Annotated in this window: 18 protein-coding genes; 8 read left to right on the forward strand and 10 right to left on the reverse strand. The window is 69.4% G+C overall.

Annotation, left to right across the window (positions count from 1 at the left end):
• The first annotated feature begins 3 nt into the window (after positions 1-3).
• From UAJ10_RS15935 to UAJ10_RS15945, 3 genes are all read left to right on the forward strand, one after another.
• On the forward strand, positions 4-681 hold the full coding sequence (locus UAJ10_RS15935) for an HAD-IA family hydrolase (RefSeq protein WP_322916216.1): 678 nt from the start codon (positions 4-6) through the stop codon (positions 679-681).
• Positions 682-692: 11 nt separating this feature from the next.
• Positions 693-1406 carry an ATP12 family chaperone protein gene (locus tag UAJ10_RS15940; protein WP_322916217.1) on the forward strand — a complete coding sequence of 238 codons (714 nt, stop codon included), beginning with the start codon at positions 693-695 and terminating at the stop codon, positions 1404-1406.
• A 99-nt stretch (positions 1407-1505) separates the two neighbouring features.
• Positions 1506-1805, forward strand: a complete 300-nt coding sequence (locus tag UAJ10_RS15945; protein ID WP_088871739.1) for an SCP2 sterol-binding domain-containing protein — start codon at positions 1506-1508, stop codon at positions 1803-1805.
• 154 nt (positions 1806-1959) lie between these two features.
• Here the strand turns inward: UAJ10_RS15945 and UAJ10_RS15950 are convergent, their stop codons facing one another.
• The 3 genes from UAJ10_RS15950 to lepB all read right to left on the reverse strand — a co-directional run bounded on the left by UAJ10_RS15950 (position 1960) and on the right by lepB (position 5726).
• Complete coding sequence (locus tag UAJ10_RS15950; RefSeq protein WP_322916218.1) at positions 1960-3489, reverse strand: FAD-binding oxidoreductase; 1530 nt, start codon at positions 3487-3489, stop codon at positions 1960-1962.
• 69 nt (positions 3490-3558) lie between these two features.
• The gene (locus UAJ10_RS15955; protein WP_322916219.1) at positions 3559-4917 is read right to left on the reverse strand and encodes a tetratricopeptide repeat protein; all 1359 of its coding nucleotides are present in this window, start codon (positions 4915-4917) and stop codon (positions 3559-3561) included.
• A gap of 53 nt (positions 4918-4970) precedes the next feature.
• The gene (lepB, locus tag UAJ10_RS15960; protein WP_322916220.1) at positions 4971-5726 is read right to left on the reverse strand and encodes a signal peptidase I; all 756 of its coding nucleotides are present in this window, start codon (positions 5724-5726) and stop codon (positions 4971-4973) included.
• Positions 5727-5904: 178 nt separating this feature from the next.
• On the opposite strand from lepB, the gene UAJ10_RS15965 reads away from it, so the two are divergent.
• Complete coding sequence (locus UAJ10_RS15965) at positions 5905-6198, forward strand: acylphosphatase (RefSeq protein ID WP_322916221.1); 294 nt, start codon at positions 5905-5907, stop codon at positions 6196-6198.
• A 145-nt stretch (positions 6199-6343) separates the two neighbouring features.
• On the opposite strand, the gene ctrA is transcribed toward UAJ10_RS15965, so the two are convergent.
• On the reverse strand, positions 6344-7048 hold the full coding sequence (ctrA, locus tag UAJ10_RS15970) for a response regulator transcription factor CtrA (RefSeq protein ID WP_145616058.1): 705 nt from the start codon (positions 7046-7048) through the stop codon (positions 6344-6346).
• A gap of 215 nt (positions 7049-7263) precedes the next feature.
• On the opposite strand from ctrA, the gene fliI reads away from it, so the two are divergent.
• The 4 genes from fliI to UAJ10_RS15990 all read left to right on the forward strand — a co-directional run bounded on the left by fliI (position 7264) and on the right by UAJ10_RS15990 (position 10180).
• Positions 7264-8601, forward strand: a complete 1338-nt coding sequence (fliI, locus tag UAJ10_RS15975) for a flagellar protein export ATPase FliI (protein ID WP_145616059.1) — start codon at positions 7264-7266, stop codon at positions 8599-8601.
• 25 nt (positions 8602-8626) lie between these two features.
• Positions 8627-9064 (forward strand): flagellar FliJ family protein, encoded by a 438-nt coding sequence (locus tag UAJ10_RS15980; protein ID WP_322916222.1) that lies wholly within the window; start codon positions 8627-8629, stop codon positions 9062-9064.
• A gap of 136 nt (positions 9065-9200) precedes the next feature.
• On the forward strand, positions 9201-9791 hold the full coding sequence (locus tag UAJ10_RS15985; RefSeq protein WP_322916223.1) for a peptidoglycan recognition protein family protein: 591 nt from the start codon (positions 9201-9203) through the stop codon (positions 9789-9791).
• Positions 9785-10180 (forward strand): hypothetical protein, encoded by a 396-nt coding sequence (locus UAJ10_RS15990; RefSeq protein WP_322916224.1) that lies wholly within the window; start codon positions 9785-9787, stop codon positions 10178-10180. Before UAJ10_RS15985 ends, UAJ10_RS15990 begins: the two co-directional genes overlap by 7 nt.
• Positions 10181-10182: 2 nt before the next feature.
• Here UAJ10_RS15990 and UAJ10_RS15995 read toward each other — a convergent pair whose 3' ends face one another.
• The 6 genes from UAJ10_RS15995 to flbD all read right to left on the reverse strand — a co-directional run bounded on the left by UAJ10_RS15995 (position 10183) and on the right by flbD (position 19947).
• Positions 10183-11010, reverse strand: a complete 828-nt coding sequence (locus tag UAJ10_RS15995; RefSeq protein ID WP_322916225.1) for an aldo/keto reductase — start codon at positions 11008-11010, stop codon at positions 10183-10185.
• A gap of 73 nt (positions 11011-11083) precedes the next feature.
• Complete coding sequence (locus tag UAJ10_RS16000) at positions 11084-14008, reverse strand: hypothetical protein (protein WP_322916226.1); 2925 nt, start codon at positions 14006-14008, stop codon at positions 11084-11086.
• Between the two features lie 71 nt (positions 14009-14079).
• Positions 14080-14895: a MinD/ParA family protein gene (locus tag UAJ10_RS16005; RefSeq protein ID WP_004274049.1), complete on the reverse strand. Its 816-nt coding sequence runs from the start codon at positions 14893-14895 to the stop codon at positions 14080-14082.
• A complete protein-coding gene (locus UAJ10_RS16010) occupies positions 14892-15842 on the reverse strand; it encodes a flagellar biosynthesis protein FlhF (protein ID WP_322916227.1) in 951 nt (316 codons plus the stop codon). Before UAJ10_RS16010 ends, UAJ10_RS16005 begins: the two co-directional genes overlap by 4 nt.
• A 490-nt stretch (positions 15843-16332) precedes the next feature.
• Complete coding sequence (flhA, locus tag UAJ10_RS16015; protein ID WP_322916228.1) at positions 16333-18486, reverse strand: flagellar biosynthesis protein FlhA; 2154 nt, start codon at positions 18484-18486, stop codon at positions 16333-16335.
• Positions 18487-18528: 42 nt separating this feature from the next.
• Complete coding sequence (gene flbD / locus UAJ10_RS16020) at positions 18529-19947, reverse strand: sigma-54-dependent transcriptional regulator FlbD (protein ID WP_322916229.1); 1419 nt, start codon at positions 19945-19947, stop codon at positions 18529-18531.
• Positions 19948-19968: the final 21 nt, after the last annotated feature.

A 19968-nucleotide genomic window follows, 5' to 3' on the forward strand; every position in this document is an offset into this window, starting at 1 on the left:
CTCATGTCCGCCTTCAACCGCCTGGCCCTGTTCGATTGTGACGGCACGCTGGTGGACAGCCAGCACGCCATCATCGCCGCCATGGCCGCGGGCTTCGCCAGCCAAGGCCTGACACCGCCGACCGATGAGGCCGTGCGGCGCCAGGTGGGCCTGTCGCTGGAGGTCGCCGTGCTGGGCCTGCTGCCCGACGGGGTGGGGGCGGGCGCCGTGGCCGGCATCGTCGCGGCCTACAAGGACGCGTTCTTCGAGAACCGGGCCAACGGCATCGCGGAAGAACCGCTTTACCCCGGCCTGGTGGCCGCGCTGGATGCCTTGGAGGCGGCGGGCTTCCTGCTGGGCATCGCCACGGGCAAGTCGCATCGGGGCCTGGTCGCCACGCTGAACCATCACGGCCTGGACGGGCGTTTCATCACCCTGCAGACGGCCGACCGCGCCCAGGGCAAGCCCGCGCCGGACATGGCCCTGCGCGCCATGGCGGAGGCGGGGGCCGACCCGGCCACCACCGTGGTCATCGGCGACACCAGCTACGACATGCAGATGGCGCGTAACGCCGGTGCCGCCGCCCTGGGCGTGGCCTGGGGCTATCACGCGCCGCAGAGCTTGCTGGCGGCCGGCGCCGCCCGCGTCTGCCACGACTATGCCGAGATGCCGGCGGCGGTGGCCGCCTTGGTGACGGCCTGAGGAACCGAAGAATGAAGCGGATTTACAAAACCGTGGCCGTGGTGCCGGCCCCCGGAACGGACGGCAAGGCCGGTGGCTGGCAGGTGCGGCTGGACGCCCGCGTGCTGAAATCGCCAGCCAAGGCCGACCTGGTGTTGCCGACCGAGGCGCTGGCCCGGGCGGTGGCGGCGGAGTGGGACGCCCAGGGTGACACCGTGGTGCCGGACTCCATGCCCATGATGCAACTGGCGTCCACCTGCGTCGACCGGGTGGGGCCGCAGCGCGCCACCATCCTGGACGGCGCGGCCGCCTATGGCGGCACCGACCTGCTCTGCTACCGCGCCGCCGAGCCGGCGAAGCTGGCGGAACGGCAGGCGCGCGCCTGGCAGCCGCTGCTGGACTGGGCGGCGTTGCGCTATGACGCCCTGCTGCAGACCACCACCGGCATCATGCACCGTGCCCAGGACCCGGTGGCCTTGAACGCGCTGAAGCGCGCGCTGGAGGCGCTGGACGATTGGCAGCTGACCGGCGTGCAGAACGCCGTGGCGCTGACGGGATCGCTGGTGCTGGGCCTGGCCCTGTTCGAGGGCCGCATCGATGCCGACCAGGCCTTCGACCTTGCCGAACTCGACGAGTCGTTCCAAATCGAGCAGTGGGGCGAGGATGATGAGGCCAAGGACCGGCGCGCGTCGCTGAAGGCCGACCTCGCTGCCAGTTTACGTTACCTGGAGTTCCTGAAGGCCTGAGCCGGCGGCCGTCAGAAAACATTGGAACTGGGCGCGCGGCGCCCCCTTATATGCGGTGCAACAACCGTTCCGCCCCGCATATTGAGGATCCGTTTCCCCATGACCTTCGACCAGCTTGAAGCCAAGATGCGCGCCTCGCTTTCCCAGTTCACCGGCTTGGGCGCCAAGGTGAAGTTCGACTTCGGCACCGATGGGGCCCTTTTCCTGGATGCGACCAAGGTGCCCACGGTGTCGCGCGACCCGGTGGACGTGAACACCACCCTGAAGATCTCGCTGGCCGACTTCGTGAAGCTCAGCGAAGGCAAGCTCAGCCCCACCCTGGCCTTCACCTTCGGCAAGCTGAAGGTCCAGGGCGACATGGGCGTGGCCCTGAAGCTGGCCGGCATGCTCGACGATTGAGTCGCAGCATCACCAATGGCATGAGGTAAGTCCTCATGCCGCTGGTAGCCCGCGACTGCGGGCGCCGCAGATTTCCGGGGAGCGCCAGCGGACTGGAAATCGAGGAAGGCAAGCCGGCGGATGCCGGCGCCCGCCGCCTGAGGGCGAACCCTACTTAAGCGGGCGTGATGGCCTGGGCGAAGCGGAAGAGGGAGGTTGGGTCCACCGCCTCCTTCACCTTTTGCAGGTCCGGATAGTTTTCCGCGTAATAGGCGGCCTTCCAGTCCTTCAGCGAGGCGTCGGGGAAGTTCTGGTAGGCGCCGCCGCCCGTGGTCAGCGCGCGCACGCCGCCATAGAACTTGTCCTGCCAGGCCAGGTTCTCCGTCACCAGGGTGGGGCTGTCCTTCAGCGCCCACCAGTTGACCTCGCTGGAGAACAGCCAGTCGTATCCCCGGTGGACGAAGGCGGTATCCTTGCGGCCCAGCTTGTTCACGGCCCCGCCCACCTGGAAGAATTTGAAGGCCGAGGCCATGCTGGTGCCCGGCATGGCCTTGCCGCTGGCGACCATGTTGGCCACGACGGTTTCCGTCAGGTCGCTGGTGTTCAGGAAGGCGGACTGTTCCCGGTAGTAATAGGGGAAGGTCTCCTCCGACAGGATGTCCTGCGCCTGCCAATAGGGCATGTCGGCGTGGATGCTGCGCTTCTCCGCCTGTTCCCACAGCCAGGGGCCGAACAACTCCGGCAGGGGCGGGGTGCCGGCATGCGCCTGGCCCAGGATGGAAACGCTGAGGCCCTTGCCCAGCGCGCGATCCTCCCGCGACGGCACGGTCACGGAAATCTTGCTGCCGAAGCCATTGGGGGCGGTCTGCAACTGGTGCAGCAGGCCGTGCAGCACCCGCTCCAGATCCCGGATCCAGGTGATCTCGAACACGGTGACGGTGCTGACGGGATAGGTCTCCACCGTGAAGCTGGTGTTGATGCCGAAATTGCCGCCGCCGCCACCCTGGCAGGCCCACAGCAGTTCCTTGTGGCTGTCGGCGCTGGCGCTGACCCTTTCCCCATCGGCCAGCACCAATTCGGTGCCGCGCATCAGGTCGGAGCCGATGCCGTAAAGGCGCATGTTGAAGCCGATGCCGCCGCCCAGCAGGAAGCCCGCGGCGCCAACGCCGTCGCAGCGGCCGTGGGTGACGGTGCGGCCCATGCGCTCCAGCGCCTTGTAGACCAGGCTGTTGATGGTGCCGCCCCGAATCTCCACCCGCTGCTCATCCAGCTTCGTGATGCCGGCCATGGGCGACATGTCGATCAGCAGGCCGTGGGTGGTGGAAAAACCGGCGTAGTTGTGCCCGCCGGAGCGCACGGCGAAGGGCGTGTTGGTCTTCTTGGCCCACGTGAGGCAGGCGCCCACATCCTCCGCTCTGGTGCAGCGGGCGATGCCGGCCGGCCGCGTGGCGTAGCGCAGGTTGTTGGGCCGGGAATAATCACCGAAGAACGGGTCGTCGGGCAGGACGACGTTGCCCTTCAGCGCGCGCGCCAGGTCGGCCCACGCGCCCTTGCCGGGATTGTGGGTCTGCGGGTGCAGTTCCACGCCGGGGTCGGCCAGGAACTGCTGCGCCTTGACCGGCATGGGCAGGCTGGCGCCCACCGCCAAGGCGCCCAGCCCTTTGAGGATGGATCGCCGCGCCGCCGCCGTTTCGAATGCCCCCACCACACGCCTCCCTTTAATCGAGAATTACTAAACCAGTAATTCTCTCATTTAGGTCGGCGTTGCAAGGGGTCAGCGCTTGAGGCTGAGCCAGACGTTATGCCCGTCGTGGAAGGAGGTGACCTCCACCGTCTCCCCCGCCATCAGGTCCAGCGGCCGGCGCGGCAGGTACAGACCGGGCTGCCAGCCCGACGCCTCGGTGGGGGTGAGGGGACTGTTCTCGAATTCCACCCCGTCCCACAGCTTCAGCCATATCCACTGCAGCAGGCCGACGCAGCGACCGTCGGCTGTCACCGGCAGGGCCAAGTGGCCGTGCCAGCTTTGCCCCGGCTGGGGATCGGCCAGGTCCACGGTCAGCGCCTGGAAGGGGTCGGACAAGGGCGTGAAGGGCACGATCCGGTCCAGGCGGACGGCGCGGGGCGCCAGACGGTTGAAGTCGCCAAGGTCGAAGCCGCAGGCCTCGTCCACGAAATAGGCCCGCTCCATCACCCGGCTTTCGGCCAGCAGGGCGCGCACGCCGCCGGCCTGGGGGATGATGCGCGCCCCGGGCGTCAGCAGCCGGTCCTTGGCGTCGCGCACCACGGGCAGCACCCGTTCCGACAGCAGGTCGCTGGACAGGATTTCCGAGACCAGCAGGTCGGCCGGGCGCGGTAAATCCTTGCCCACGGTCACGGCGCCGGACGGTTTGGCGATGACGGTGACGCGGTCGGCGTAGCCGTTGGCGGCGATGATGGCGCGCGCCGTCTCCGCGATGACGGGATCGGCCTCGCAGGTGTAGACGTGGGCGGCGCCGGCGCGCGCCGCCATCATGGCCAGCAGGCCGGAGCCGGTGCCGATCTCCAGCACGATGTCGCCTGGGCGCACCGCGGCGGTGATGGCCGCCTCATAGGCCGCGTTGCGCTCGATGTCGTTCATCATCGGCACGTGCCAGCGCGGCGTCAGCGCGGTGCGCAGCTTGGCCAGCTGCAGTTCGGCCTCGATGAAGTCCGGCTTCAGCTCCAGCGCGGTCTCGGTGTGCACCACCGCCTCGGCCAGGCGGCCCAGGTCGCGCAGGGCCGCCGCCAGGTTGAAGCGGTTGATGGGGTCGTCCGGTTCCGCCGCCACGGCGCGGGCGAAGCTGTCCGCCGCCTCGTTGGCATGGCCCAGCTTCTGATGGCAGAGGCCGATGTTGAAGTCACGGCCCCGCCAGGTGGGATCCAGGCTGACGGCCTTGCGAAAGGCGTCCAGCGCCTCCTTCCACTGGCCCAGGTGCTTGCGCACCGTGCCCAGGTTCCAGTGCACGGCCGAGGCGCGCGGCAGCATGCGCGCCACCTCGCGGTACACGGCCTCCGCCTCGGCCCAGCGCCCCTGATTCTGGTGCTCCACCCCCTGGGCGAACAGTTCCTCCGCGGGAACGGCGGGGACGGCGGGGGGCTTGGTCGGCTTGGCCATGGGGCAGGCGTTCTTCTCGGAAAAGGGGTAGGGCTTCTAGTCTAATACGGGCGTCAGGGCTTCAAGCTACGGCCGAAGCGGGTGCTCCAGTCGCCGCCGGGACAGGTCAGGTCGCTCTCGGCCTTGCAGAAATGGTTGGTGTAGGCCGTGAACTGTGCGCGGGCGATCACCCGGTCCAACGGCACGAACCCCAGGTCGGGATAGGGGAAGCGGCTGTCCTGGCTGTTGTCGCGGTTGTCGCCCATCAGGAAGACGTGGCCGGCGGGCACGGTGTAGACGCCGGTGTTGTCCGCCGGACCCTCGTCGCTGCGCTGCAGGACGGCATGGCGGGCGACGGTGCCGTCGGTGGCCGGCAGGTCCTCCACATATTCGGTCACGTGCACGGTTCGGCCGTGGTCGTCGCGGTAGTCGTAGGCGCCGGTCTCGTGCCGGTCGATCAGTTGGCCGTTCAGCACCAGCCGGCCGTGGGCCAGCTGCACCGTGTCGCCCGGCAGGCCGATCACCCGCTTCACCAGCGCCTCCGGCGCGCCCTCCGGCTTCAGCACGACGATGTCGCCCCGCTGCGGCAGGTGGGACAGCAGGCGGCCGTCGGCGGTGGGGATGAAGCCCTCGGGCAGGGTGATGTCCGGCGAATGGCGGCTGTAGCCGTAGGCGTACTTGGCGGCGATGAAATGATCCCCCACCGCCAGGGTGGGCAGCATGCTTTCCGAGGGCACGTAATAGCTGCCGAAGGCGAAGGCCCGGAAGGACAGGACGCAGACGCCCCAGATCAGGATGAAGCGACCCCATTCCAGTACCGCGCGCCGCATCGCTTTCCTCCACCCGTCGTTGCAGGCCCGCCGGGCCGTCGCCGGCGATGATGCCGAAGGGCGGCGGGCCTTGTCCATCGCGGCGTTGGCGCGCCCGGTGACGGGCGCTATATCCTTGTCCCCGTTGATCCTTCGCCCCGCCTCCTTCGCCCTGTCCACTGCGTTGATGGAGCCTGCCATGGCTGAACCCGCCCACCGCGTCGCCACCCATGTCGTCTTGCACGGCCGGGTCCAAGGCGTCTTCTACCGGAACTGGACGGTGGAGCAGGCGCTGGAACTGGGCCTGGACGGGTGGGTGCGCAATCGGAACGACGGCACGGTGGAGGCGCTGTTCGCCGGCTCGCCCACCGCCGTGGCGGACATGGTGAGCCGCTGCCATCGGGGTCCCACCCATGCCCGGGTGACCGAGGTGGACGCCACGCCGGGCAGCGATCCCGGCGCCACCGGCTTTCACAAGCTGCCCACGGTTTAGCGCTTTCGGCGGCCGGGATGGCCCAGCGGCATGATGTCCGCCCTCATGCCGTGGGACGCGACCGCCCGGCGTCTGAGGAAACCTGAAAGAAAAGGCCGCGCAACTCGTTTGGAGCGGCGCGGCCTTGTTCTCATCGCGGCCAGGGTCAGCTGGCCGCCGCTTGCTGGCGGGCCTCATTGGGATCGCGCAGCACATAGCCGCGGCCCCAGACGGTTTCGATGTAGTTGCTGCCGTCCGTCGCCTGCGCCAGCTTTTTGCGCAGCTTGCAGACGAAGACGTCGATGATCTTCAGCTCCGGCTCATCCATGCCGCCATAGAGATGGTTCAGGAACATCTCCTTGGTCAGGGTGGTGCCCTTGCGCAGGGACAACAGCTCCAGGATGCCGTATTCCTTGCCGGTCAGGTGCAGGGGCTGGCCCGCCACCTCGACCGAGCGCGTATCCAGGTTCACGGTCAGCGCGCCGGTGCGGATGACGCTTTCCGAATGGCCCTTGCTGCGGCGGACGATGGCCTGCATGCGGGCCAGCAGCTCGCGCTTGTCGAACGGTTTGGTCAGGTAATCGTCGGCACCGAAGCCCAGGCCCTTCAGCTTGGCGTCCAGCTCCGTCAGGCCGGAGAGGATCAGGATGGGCGTGGTCACCCGGGCCGAGCGCAGGCGCCGCAGCACCTCATACCCGTCGATGTCGGGCAGCATCAGGTCCAGGATGATGATGTCGTAGTCATACAGTTTGCCGATCTCCAGGCCGTCTTCGCCAAGATCGGTTATGTCGACGATGAACCCTTCGGATTTGAGCATCAATTGGATGCTCTTGGCCATCGACGGATCGTCTTCTACGACCAGTACTCTCATGGGCGTCTTCCTTGAAAGGGGTGTAGTCTCAAGGGAGCGGATAAGTTAACTGCCGACTAGGTTAACAGATGCCGCGGCATTATGCTACGCGGGTAAGGCTATCCTTTAGCTATCCCACCCGTTGTGGGCACCACTCCGGAACCCGTCGCGAGATTGGGATGATCCGGGGCCGTAACGGCTTGATAAATCCGGATTTAGGGCGTGAGAGACCGGCCATGATGTACGATCCCAACCTCCTGATCCCCGAGATCGAGGCGCTCGCCCCCTTCAAGATATTCGGGCGGGTCACGTCGGTGCTGGGCATGTTGGTGGAGGTCGGTGGTGTGGAACGCCGCCTGTCCATCGGCGGGCGGTGCCGCGTCATCTCGCGCGGGGGGCGGCCCGTGCCGTGCGAGGTGGTCGGCTTCCGCAACGGCAAGGCCCTGCTGCTGCCCTACGGCACGCTGGAGGACATCGGCCTGGGCTGCCGCGCCGAGGTGTCGGAGGGCCAGCCCGAAATCAACCCCACGCCCGCCTGGCTGGGCCGGGTGATCAACGCCCTGGGTGAGCCGCTGGACGGCAAGGGACCCTTGCCCCTGGGGCCCGTGGGCAATCCCATCAAGGCCGCGCCGCCCCAGGCCAGCACCCGCAAGCGGGTGGGGGAGAAGATCGACCTGGGCGTGCGCTCCATCAACACCTTCCTGTCCTGCTGCCGTGGGCAGCGCATGGGCATCTTCGCCGGTTCCGGCGTGGGCAAGTCGGTGCTGATGTCCATGCTGGCGCGCTACACCGCCGCCTCGGTCACCGTCATCGGCCTGATCGGCGAGCGCGGCCGCGAGGTGCAGGAGTTCATCGAGGACGACCTGGGGGAGGAAGGCCTGGCCCGCAGCGTGGTGGTGGTGGCCACCAGCGACGAGCCGCCGCTGATGCGCCGCCAGGCCGCCTACATGACCTTCGCGGTGGCGGAGCATTTCCGCGACCAGGGCCTGGACGTGCTGTGCATGATGGACAGCGTCACCCGCTTCGCCATGGCCCAGCGCGAGATCGGCCTGTCCGCCGGCGAGCCGCCCACCACCAAGGGCTATCCGCCCACCGTGTTCGCCGAGCTGCCGCGCCTGCTGGAACGGGCGGGCCCGGGCGCGGGCGACGGCACCATCACCGGCCTGTTCACCGTGCTGGTGGATGGCGACGACCATAACGAGCCCATCGCCGACGCCGTGCGCGGCATCCTCGACGGCCATATCGTCATGGAGCGCCGCATCGGCGAGCGCGGGCGCTATCCCGCCATCAACATCCTGCGCAGCGTCTCGCGCACCATGCCGGACTGCAACACGGATGAGGAGAACGCGCTGGTCATCGCCGCCCGCCGGCTGATGTCTTCCTACAGCGACATGGAGGAGATGATCCGCCTGGGCGCCTATCGCCGGGGCAGCGACCCGCAGGTGGACCGCGCCATCGAGTTGAACCCCCATATCGAGGGCTTTCTGCGCCAGGGGCGGCATGAGCGCAGCGACCTCGCCACCGGCTACGCCCAGCTGCAGGCCATCCTGAACGGCGCCAGCTGGCCCGTCTGAGCCCGTGTCAAGGTCGCGCTAGCCCATGAAAAGCCTGAAGGCCCTGATCCGGCTGCACAAGAACCAGGTGGACGACAAGCGCCGCCACCTGACGCAATTGCGCGACCAGGAGGATAGGCTGACCCTGGAACGCCAGCAGTTCGAGGCGCAGGTGGAGATGGAGCGCCAGCTGTCCGGCACCTCCGTCGACATGGCGATGGCCTTCGCCAGTTACCTTCCGCAGATCAAGCTGCGGCGCAACGCCTTGGAAGTCGCCCGCCACCAGATCGCGGTCGCCATCCGCAAGGCGGAGGAGGACCTGGCCCAGGCCTTCCAGGAGCTGAAGCGCTATGAACTGGCGGAGGAGGAGCGCATCCGCAAGGAGAAGGCGGAACTGGCCCGCAAGGAGGCCATGATGCTGGACGAGGTCGCCGCCCAGCGCCACCTGCGCCAGCGGGATGAGGACGGGATTGGGGAGGAGTAGGCGCTCGGTCGAAAGGAATACCCAGATATTTTCCAGCCCACTCGAGGTTGAAACCTCGCCGCGGTTTTTTACATCCGTGCGGTGAAAGATGTCCTTCAACATTCCAGGTTGAAACTTCCCGGCGGTGGAGGTGGGCGTGCTGGCCTTCGATAAGGATGGATGGGCGGTGGATCCCAAGATCAGGGTGGAGCGGCGGCCTAACCTGGCGCATGGCCGCATGACGACGGTCAGCGGCATCATCGTCCACCAGACGGGTGCCCCCACGGCATCCTCCACCCTGAACAGCTATCTGCAGGATGGCGCCAACGGCGCGCATTTCCTGATCGACAAGAATGGCGACGTCTACCAGACCGGATCCGTCTTCTGGCGGCAATGGCATGTGGGGAAGCTGAAGCCGCGCTGCGTGCTGGAAAAGCGCTGCACGCCGGTGGAGACGAAGAAATTCGCTCACATGACCTACGCCGAGATCAACAGCTATGAGACGCAGAAGGCGGTGCCTGACCGCTATCCATCGAATGACGACTTTATCGGCATCGAGCTGGTCGGCGCTCCCACCGGCACCGCGCCCAATCAGGGCTATGAGACGGTGACGGCGGAGCAGAACGCGTCCCTGGCCTGGCTGGTCAAGGAACTGACGGAGAAATTCGGCGTGCCGATGACGGAGGTGTTCCGCCATCCCGCCGTGTCCCGCAAGAACGAGCACGAGGCGGAGTCCGCGCGATGGTAAGGTTTACGGCCCTTCTGGTGACCCTGCTGCTGGCGATGGGCGGCGGCGCCCAGGCCAAGCCCACCTCCTTCGTCATCAAGAGCGTGCATGTCGACCAAGCCGGCATCTGGCGGGAGAAGTCGGACGGCGACGAAGCCAAGGAGACGTGCGCCCGCTTCCACCTGGGCGACAAGGCCGCCACCCGCTGGTTCGCCAAGGCCAAGGAGGTGACGGAGCACGCATGGCGGGAGGAGCTGGACTGGACCCAGTGCTTCGCCACCGGCACGCTGACCACGACGGATGGCAAGACCTATTCCTGGGACCTGGACCGCTCCGGCCGGGGGCAGGTCAAGATCTCCGACACGGTGTCGGCCTACCTGGCGGGGCCGGAACTGCCCTTCGCCCAGTAGCCTTAGTTGAAGTCGTCGGGGTGGGGGCCCAGGCGGCCGCGCGGGTCGTCCAGGCCGGCGATACGGGCCTTGTCCGCCTCATCCAGGCGGAAGTCGAAGACGGCGATGTTCTCGCGGATGCGGTGCGGGGTGGCCGACTTCGGAATGACGCCCAGGCCCAGGTCCAGGTGCCAGCGGATGACGATCTGCGCCGCCGTCCGTTCATGCTTGCGCGCGATCTCCACCAGCACCGGGTGGTCCAGCAGCTTGCCCTGGCCCAGCGGGCTCCACGACTGGGTGACGATGCCGTGTTCCTCATGGAAAGCGCGCAGCTCACGCTGCTGGAATTGCGGATGCAGTTCGATCTGGTTCACGGCGGGCACCACGCCCGTCTGCTCGATCAGCTGGGCCAGCTGCGGCGCGGTGAAGTTGGAGACGCCGATGGACCGGGCCTTGCCCGTTTCCCGCAGGGCGATCAGCGCCCGCCATGTTTCCACGTAGCGCGCGCGGGCGGGGGTCGGCCAGTGGATGAGATAGAGGTCCACGGCGGGCAGGCCCAGCCGGGACAGGCTGTGCTCCAGCGCCGCCGCCGGCGCCTCGGTGCCGTGGCTGTCGTTCCACAGCTTGGTGGTCACGAACAGGCTGCGGGCGGTGATGCCGGTGCTGCGCAGGCCCCGGCCCACGCCGGCCTCATTGCCGTAGATGGCGGCGGTGTCCACCAGCCGGTACCCCGCCTCCAGGGCTGCTCCCACTACGGGGGCGGCCTGGCTGTCCGGCGTCTGCCAGACGCCCAGGCCCAGCTGGGGCATGACGCGGCCGTCGTTCAGGGTGAGGGTGGGCTGGTTGTCCATGGGGCGGGTCCCGCTTGTTCACGTCCGAGGGCGTCAACCAAGGTGGGGCGCACCGGCGTTGAAACAAGGGGCGCTATATCCGCGTGGCGGGCCCCGCGCCGGCGCCGCCGGCGCCAGCGGCTTGATCGACCCAGCCGTGGGCGCCGGTCTGGAAGGCCAACCCGCCGCTGTAGCCCACGGCCGCCAGGCTGTTGCTGTAAATGCCGTGCAGCTCCCGCGTCAGGCTGGTGGGCAGCAGCTGGCGCGTGCGGATCATCAGGTCGAAGCGGCCGGTCCAGATCAGGCCGTCCAGCTGCATGGGCCCCAGCTGCGACAGGTGCAGGTCGATCAGGAAGCGGCGTAGCGGGCGGTTGCGAACCCCGCGCGCACCACCTTCCTCTTCCCCGCCCTCCTCGTCGTTGATGGCGCGGACGTGGACCTGCAGGCGCCCCACCTCATCGCCGAAGGGCACGGCGAAGGTGCGCCAGCCATCCTTGTTGGGTTCCGCCGCCTGGGTGGCGATGCTGTTGAAATCATCGCTGAGGCGGGCGGACAGGCGTCCGCGCCCCGCCTTGCTGAGCGTCGACATGGCCTCCGACCCCAGCCAGCCGCTGGCGTCGCCGCCGCGCAGGGCCGCCAGGAAGACCACCAGGGTCTTGGTCAGCTGCGGTGTCGGGCGGGGCAGCACGCTGTTGATCAACTGGTGCGCCAGGGCCGGGTCGCTGGCGGCGATGACCGCCAAGGCTTCCCGCAGGGCCGGCCAGTCGCGGCCCCGCGCCGGATCGATGGGGGGCGGCACGGCGTCCGGTTCCGGTGCCGCGGCGGTCGCGGGGGCCAGCTGCACCTTGGTGCCCACGGGCAGGTCGGCGCGGGCCTGCAACAGGAAGGTGCCCCGGGGCGTTTCCACCACCGGCTGGCCGGTGCGGGTCAGCGCCACCACCGTGCCGGGCAGGGGCGGCAGGACGCCTGGTCGGGCCAGGGCGGGGTTCAACGGCGCCTCCGCCGCATCCTCCGGCGGCAGGGTGCCGGGGCCGGCGCCGGGGGTGGTTTCCACGGCCATGCCCGGCCGCTGCACCGACAGCACGGTGAAGCTCTGCGTCTGTCCCGGGCCGGGATTGGCGATGGCCTGCGGGGGCGCGGCGTAAGCCCCGGCGGCCCCGGCCCCGGTTGCGGTGGGCAGGCCGGGCAGCGCCGTCTGGGATGCCAGGAGGCCGGGGGGCAGGGGGGCGCCCGCCGCCATCCCCGCCGGCTGCGACGGGACACCGAGGGGGGAAGCGGCCACGCCACCGCCCATGGCCGCCGATGGTCCGGCCTGGCCGGCGGGCACGGTCAAGACCGGGGGGCCAGGCGGCACCTGCGCCTGCCCGGCGGTGGGCGTCGCGGTTCGGGCCAGAAGGTTGGCGACGGGAGGGGGCGCGGCGGGGGTGGCCGGAGGGGCCATGGGCGATGGTACAGGGGTCTGCGGCGACGGGGCCGATGTCGCGGCCGGCGCGGGCGCCTGGCCCTGCGCCGGTCCGTTCCCAGGGACTGGGCCGGCGGGGAGGGGGGAGAAGGGGGCGGCGGTGCCGGAAGGCAAGCCGGTGCGTACGAAGCTGGGCCGCCCCGCGCTCAGGAACAGGCCGCCGCTGACGAACGGCGCCTCGTCCGCCCCGGGGTCCGCCACGGGCGGCACGATGCCCGGTTGAAGGCCGGGGGCGAGGCCAGGCTGGGCCGCCGGCGTGGCGGCACCGGGCGGCGTCGGGGGCGTCTTGGAGGCCCCGAGGTCGGGCAGGAACTCAGGCACGCCCAACGAGGCCAGCAGGGTGGCGGCGCGGGTGAGTGGCGGAGCCGCCGCCGGCTGGGCGGGCACCGGGGAGGCGGGCGCTTGCGGGCTGGACGCTTGCGGAACGGGTTGGCCCGCCGGCGCGCCAGGGGGCGTGTCGATGGTGGCCGCAGCCCCCGCCGGGGCGCCGCTGGGCGCGGCGGTCGCGGGGGCCACCACCGGCGGTGGCGTGGCGGGCTGGCCGGGGGGCGGGTTCGCTGACGGCGCGGGCGGCGACTGCTGGCCACTAGGCGCCGGTACCTGGAGCGTGGTCGGCGGCACGATGCCGGGCAGCAGGTCGGCCAAGGACGGCGGATTGCCGCCGCTCCCCCCGGGCGATGTCTGCGCGAACAGCAGGTTCGCCAGGGTGGCGGTGGCCGAGGGCGGAACCGGCGTGCCTGTGGGGGCTGGGTTCGCCTGTCCGCCAGCGGTCACCGTGGTGCCGGATGGCGCGGTCGACGCGGGCTGGCTGCTGGCCGTGCCGGCATTAGGGGCTGTCCCGGCACCGGTGTCCGGCGTGGCGGCGCCCGCCTGAGGTGCGGGGGCGCCACCGCTGGGCGCCGGGGTGGCGGTGGAGGGGAGGCTGGCCGCCGGCTGGTTCGGTGACTGCCGGGGGGAGTCGTCCGTCAGGTCGGGCTGGTCGCCGGCATCGCCCTGGGCGCCGACGATCAGGCCCAGCCCTTGGCCCTGGTTGATGTCGGACGCGGGTGGCGCGGTGCTGGGCGCGGGCGTGCTCGTCGTGGCCGGGGCTGGATTCAGCAGGACGGCGGCCAGCGTGCTGCCCACCTGCAAGGCCGGCAGGCCGGCGGCGGGGTTGGGGAGCTGGACGGGGGGCTGCGCCTGCGCTTGAGCGGCGGTGGCCTGGCCGCTGCTAGCGGCCAGGCCACCGGCCTGGGCCGCGCCTTGCGTGGCCGCCTGGGCCACCACGGTGGCGGTCAGGGCGGCCCCCGTGGTTTGCGCCGGGATTTGCAGGGTGACGGGACGGTCGGTGGGCAGGGGGGCGTCGGTGCGGACCTGCACGTCGCCGGCGGCGGTGCGCACCGTGGCCTGGTCGCCCTGCTGCTCCGTCACCATGCCGCTGACGGCCAGGGCGCGGGCGATGCCGGTCAGCTTGTCCGGCAGCTGGGTCACCGTCACCTGCCCCAGCACGGTGGGCGCGGCACCGGCGCCGGTGCCGGCCGTCTGGGTGATGATGGACGGGGTCTGGACGCCGCTCATGGCCGAAGGCTCCACCCGCCAGGGGGTGTCCTCCGCCCGATCAGCGCCGTCCAGCTGGGGGCCACGCCGGATCAGCCCCCCTGGTTCAGGCGGTTGGCCACCATCTCGATGTCATGGGCGGCATCGGAGGTGGGGAAGCGCATGAACAGGGGCGACTGGTTGCGGATGGCCTCGCGCACCTTGGCGTCGCGCCGTACGATGCCGCCCAGCTTGGGCGACATCTTCAGGTACCGCTGGCAGACGGTCAGCAGTTTCTCATAGGTCTTCTCGCCCAGCGCCTTGCTGTCGGCCATGTTGATGACCACGCGCAGGTCGGCCATGGGGTTGGCCTGGTAGCTGAGCTTCAGGAAGGCGTAGGCGTCGGTGATGGAGGTGGGCTCGTCCGTGGTCACCACCAGCGTGGTGCCGGCGGGGCCGGAGAAGGTGCGCACCATGCGGTCCACGCCGGCGCCCAGGTCGATGACCACCCAGTCATAGCTCTTGGCCACGTCCGCCAGTTCCGTGCGCAGCTGGGTCAGCCGCGCGGGGGGCAGGTTGGCCAGGCTGCCGGAACCGCTGCGGCCGGCGATGATGTCGAACCCGCCCTCGGGGAAGCGCTGGGCCGCCCCCTGCAGGGTCACCATGCCGTCGATCACCTGGCCCAGGTCGCGCTTGGGCATCAGGCCCAGCTGGATGTCCACGTTGGCCAGGCCCAGGTCGCCGTCGAACAGCAGGATGCGCTTGCCGCTGCGCGCCAGGGCGTGCGCCAGGGTGACGGAGAAGAAGGTCTTGCCCACGCCGCCCTTGCCGCTGGCCACGGCCAGGATGTTCTGGCGCCGCAGGGGCATGACGTTGTCGGCGGTGGCGAGGGCCGCCGGCGCGCCGGTTGGGGAGAGAAGGTCGTTCATGCGTGGGTCCCCGTTTGCTTGGCGCGGCGTTCGCTGGTTTCAGAGCCGGGCATCATCAGGCGGGCGAGCGATGTGGGTGAAAGGGGCGTCAGGCCTTCCGCCGCGCGCGGGCTGGTGCTGGCGTCGCACAGGGCCAGACCGGCCTCATGCGCCGCGGTCAGCATGCTGCCCAGGCGTCGGGCCATATCCAGGCGGGTGGTCAGAAGGCGGCGGGCGCCCAGGGCGCGGAAGGCGCGGGCCATCTCCGACGCCTCCACCGGATCCATGCCGGCGGGCAGCACCAGCACCGGCTCGATGTCGGCGGCCACCAGGAAATCGCGCAGGTCGTTCAGGTCGGCCTGGCTGTAGGGGTTGCGGCCGGCGCTGTCGACCAGCACCTGCTCCGCCCCCCGCTGCACATCCAGGGCGTCGGCCAGGGCCAGCGGATCCTCCACCGTCATCAGCCGCAGCTTCAGCACGCGGGTGAAGGCCGCCAGCTGGTCGATGCCGCCGGCGCGCACCGTGTCGGTGGAGATGACGCCCACCGGCCGGCCCTTCAGGGCGGCGCGGGCGCACAGCTTGGCCACGGTCAGCGTCTTGCCGGCCCCCGGCGGGCCCACTAGCATCAGGGGCTTCGGAAAGCGGCCCTCGGGCAGGGGCTGGAAGGTGAAGACGGACTCCAGGGCGGCGGCCAGCAGGGTCTGGGCGTCCTTGGCGTCGAAATCGGCGATGCTGTCCATCAGCCGCTGGTTCAGGTCGGCCGGCAGCCCGTGGCGGAACAGGATGTCCGTCACCTGGTCGGCGGGGTCGGGGGCCAGTGGGTTGTGGTAGCGGTCGTTGATGGCGGGCATGCCCGGAACGGGGATGGACTCCTCCACCGCCGCCGTCACCCGGACGCCGACGCCCTCTTCCTCGCGCGTGGCGACGATGATGGCGTCATCCCCCAGCACCTCCCGGACAAGGCGCATCGCCTCACCCATGGTTGGGGCATGAAAGGACTTCAGCCGCATGATTGTCCTGCCCTAGGGGCCATATCCACTCCACCTCCCCACAGGGGCCCACCCCCGAGGGGACCCTGCACCGGCGCCGCGACGGCTGCGCCCGCCATCCCGGCATCTCCTGATCTCAACCCCACCGGATGCTTCCCGATCCGGACCTCCTGGCGGTTCGCCCTGTCGGCGGCACTGTGCCAGGTCAATGCGCGCGTGTGTTCGCGTTAACCAGGCCTGTCTGCCGTCAAAAGGACAAATACGTCAAGGTCCCAAGGATGGCATTTTATCGGTACCGTTGCATCAGCGATAAGGGCGTGGACGCACCGCTTCCCGCGCGCCGTGCCTTTTACACCGCGTATGCTTAATTTTGCGTTAGCCAGTTTTGTCCGCCCGGCGCCCTTTACCCGAGACCGGCCTGGGACATGATGCCCAAATCCTGGTGCTGGCGGCGCGATTTGCATCCCCGTCACACCTGGCCCAGGGTCTTGATCTTGGCCTTGGGGTGGATTTCGTTCTGCGACATTACGGCGGTGGCCGGCCGGAACCGCTCGATGATGGAGCGGACGAAGGGCCGGATGCCCGGGCTAGTCAGCAGCACCGGCGATTCACCCATCATGGCGTGGCGGTCGTAGGTCTGGCGGACGGCGGTGATGAACTGCTGCAGGCGCGACGGCGCCATGGCCAAGTTGCGCTCATCCCCCTCGCCGACGACGGACTCGGCGAAGGCCTGTTCCCACTCCGGCGACAGGGTGATGAGGGGGATGTAGCCTTGGTCGTTGGTGTGGCTGTCGGAGATTTGGCGCGACAGGCGTGCGCGCACGTGCTCGGTGATCTGGGTGATGTTGCGGGTGTAGCCCGTCGCCTCCGACACGCCTTCCAGAATGGCTGGCAGGTCGCGGATGGAGATGCGCTCGGCCAGCAGGCTCTGCAGCACGCGCTGCAGCGCGCCCACGCCGATCTGGCCGGGGATGACGTCGGCCACCAGCTTCTGCTGTTCCTTGTTCAGCTCGTCCAGCAGCTTCTGGGTCTCGGCGTAGGACAGCAGGTCCGCCATGTTGTCGCGCACCACCTCGGTCAGGTGGGTGGTCAGCACGGTGGGCGGGTCCACCACGGTGAAGCCCTTGAACAGGGCCTCCTCACGATAGGCCGGTTCGATCCACATGGCGGGCAGGCCGAAGGTGGGCTCCGTCGTCACCTCGCCCGGCAGCTGGATGGGCTCGCCGCGCGGGTCCATGCACAGCAGCATGTTGGGGCGGACGTCGCCGCGGCCGGCCTCGATCTCCTTGATGCGGATGACGTAGCTGTTGGGCGGCAGCTGCAAATTGTCCTGGATGCGCACGGCCGGCATGATGATGCCGATCTCGCTGGCCAGCTGGCGGCGCAGGCCCTTGATCTGGTCGGTCAGGCGGTGGCCGGCGTCGGTGTTGATCAGCGACAGCAGTCCATAGCCCAGTTCCAGGCGGATGAGGTCGATGGCCAGGGCGGAGGAGATGGGCTCCTCCGGCGCCGGCATGGGGGCGCCGCCGGGGCCGGGCGCGCCGCCGGGGCCGCCGGCCATGGCTTCGCCCCCCGCCATCTGGTCCGTCCGCGCTTTCCGCAGGCGGGGCAGGTAGTAGGCGCCGGCGAACAGGGCGACGGCCAGCGAGATGAAGGGCAGGAAGGGCAGGCCCGGCAGCAGGGCCAGGGCGCACAGCAGGAAGGCGCTGAGGCCCATGGCCGAGGGGTAGAAGCTCAACTGCCCGAACAGCGCCTTGTCAGCGGAGCCTGACTGACCCGACTTCGACACCATCAGGCCGGCGGCCAGCGAGACGATCAGCGCCGGGATCTGGCTGACCAGGCCGTCGCCGATGGTCAGCTGGGTGTAGGTGGCGCCCGCCTTCAGGAACGACATGTTCTTCTGGCCGACGCCGATGATCATGCCGACGACGACGTTGATGAAAGTGATGACCATGCCGGCCACGGCGTCGCCGCGCACGAACTTGGACGCACCGTCCATGGCGCCGAAGAACTGGCTTTCCTCCTCCAGCTCGCGGCGGCGCTTCTTGGCCTCGCCCTCGTCGATCAGGCCGGCCGACAGGTCGGCGTCGATGGCCATCTGCTTGCCGGGCATGCCGTCCAGGGTGAAGCGGGCCGCCACTTCGGCGATACGGCCGGAACCCTTGGTGATGACGGTGAAGTTCACCATCACCAGGATGGCGAACACCGTCACGCCGATGATGAAGTTGCCGCCCATGATGAAGCCGCCGAACGCCTGGATGACGTGGCCGGCGGCCTGGGTTCCCTCATGCCCATGGCCCAGGATCAGGCGGGTGGACGCCATGTTCAGCGCCAGGCGCAACATGGTGGACACCAGCAGGATGGTGGGGAAGGAGCTCATTTCCAGCGGCTTCTGGATGCTGAGCACCGTCATCAGGATCAGGACGGAGAAGGTGAAGGACACGGCCAAGCCGAAGTCCAGCAGGAAGGTCGGCAGCGGGATGACCAGCATGACCAGGATGGTCACGATGCCCAGCGCGAACAGAATCTCCGTCCGCTTCAGCAGCGCGGGACCGGCGGTCCGCGCGTTGCCGAACAGGGACTGCAGCATGTTGCCGCCGGAGGCCGCGGTCTGGTCAGCCATGGTCTCTCTTTCCGGTGCCCGTCAGGTGTCCGTTCCCTCGCCTTACATCGCCGCCCGGTCCAGCTCGCCACCCGCCGGCGGCGGCACGGCGACGCCCTCGTCGCCGTACTGCTTCAGCTTATTGCGCAGGGTGCGGATGGAGATGCCCAGGATGTTGGCGGCGTGCGTCCGGTTGCCCAGGCAGTGGCTGAGCGTGTCGATGATCAGGTCGCGCTCCACATCCGCCACGCTACGGCCCACCAGACCGGCGGTGCCGGAGGCGCCGGGCTCGCCAGCGGCGGCGGCCGGGGGCTGGACGGCGGCGGTGGCGCGGGCGGCCACCGGGGCCACCGCGCTGTAGCCTTGCGCCGCCGGCGCCGGTTCCGCGCCGGTCAGCAGGATGGCGTCGGTGCCGATTTCCGTCCCGCGCGACAGCAGCACGGCGCGGTGCATGGTGTTCTCCAGCTCACGCACGTTGCCGCGGAAGCGGTGGGCCTGCAGCATGGCCAGCGCCTCCGGGCTCACCGTGCGTTCCGGCAGGCCGTTGGCCTCGGAATATTTGGTGGCGAAGTGCTGGGACAGGATGGCGATATCGGCCGGGCGTTCGCGCAGGGGCGGCAGGACCAGATTCACCACGTTCAAGCGGAAGAACAAGTCCTCGCGGAAGCGGCCGGCCCGCACCTCTTCCTCCAGGAGGCGGTTGCTGGTGGCCAGCACACGGATGTCCACCTTCACCGGCTGGGTCCCGCCCACCCGGTCGATCTCCCGTTCCTGGATGGCGCGCAGCAGCTTGGCCTGCAGCCGGATGTCCATCTCCGAGATTTCGTCCAGCAGCAGGGTGCCGCCGTTGGCCTCCTCGAACTTGCCCACGCGGCGCGCCACGGCGCCGGTGAAGGCGCCCTTCTCATGGCCGAACAGTTCCGATTCCAGCAGGTTTTCCGGAATGGCGGCGCAGTTGACGGAGACGAACACGGCGTTGGCCCGGCGGCTCTTGCGATGGATGTAGCGGGCCATCAGCTCCTTGCCGGTGCCGGACTCGCCGGTGATCAGCACGCTGGCGTCGCTGGGGGCGATCTGGTCGGCCAGCCGCAGCACGCCACCCATCGAGGGGTCCCGGCTGACGATGGCGTGGCTTTCCTCCGCCACCGCCTCCAGCACGGCGGCGATCAGCTGCGCGTCCGGGGGCAGGGGGATGTATTCCTTGGCGCCGGCGCGGATGGCCTTCACCGCCGCTTGCGCGTCGGTCGCGACACCGCAGGCCACCACCGGCACGGTGATGCGCTCGGTCTTCAGCGCCTCGATCAGCATGCCGACGTCCAGCTTGACGTCGATCATCACCAGATCGGCGCCCTGGCCGCCGCGCAGGGCGTTGAGGGCGCCGCCGATGCTGTCGGTGTGGGCGACCTTCGCGCCCTTCTGGAGCGCGATCTTGCCCGCCGCCGTGATGTAGCCTTCCAGCGTCCCTACGATCAGCAACCGCATCGCTCAAAACCCTTTCAAACC

Origin of the sequence: Nitrospirillum guaranorum, from assembly GCF_034653275.1 — a bacterium.
Taxonomy (GTDB): domain Bacteria; phylum Pseudomonadota; class Alphaproteobacteria; order Azospirillales; family Azospirillaceae; genus Nitrospirillum.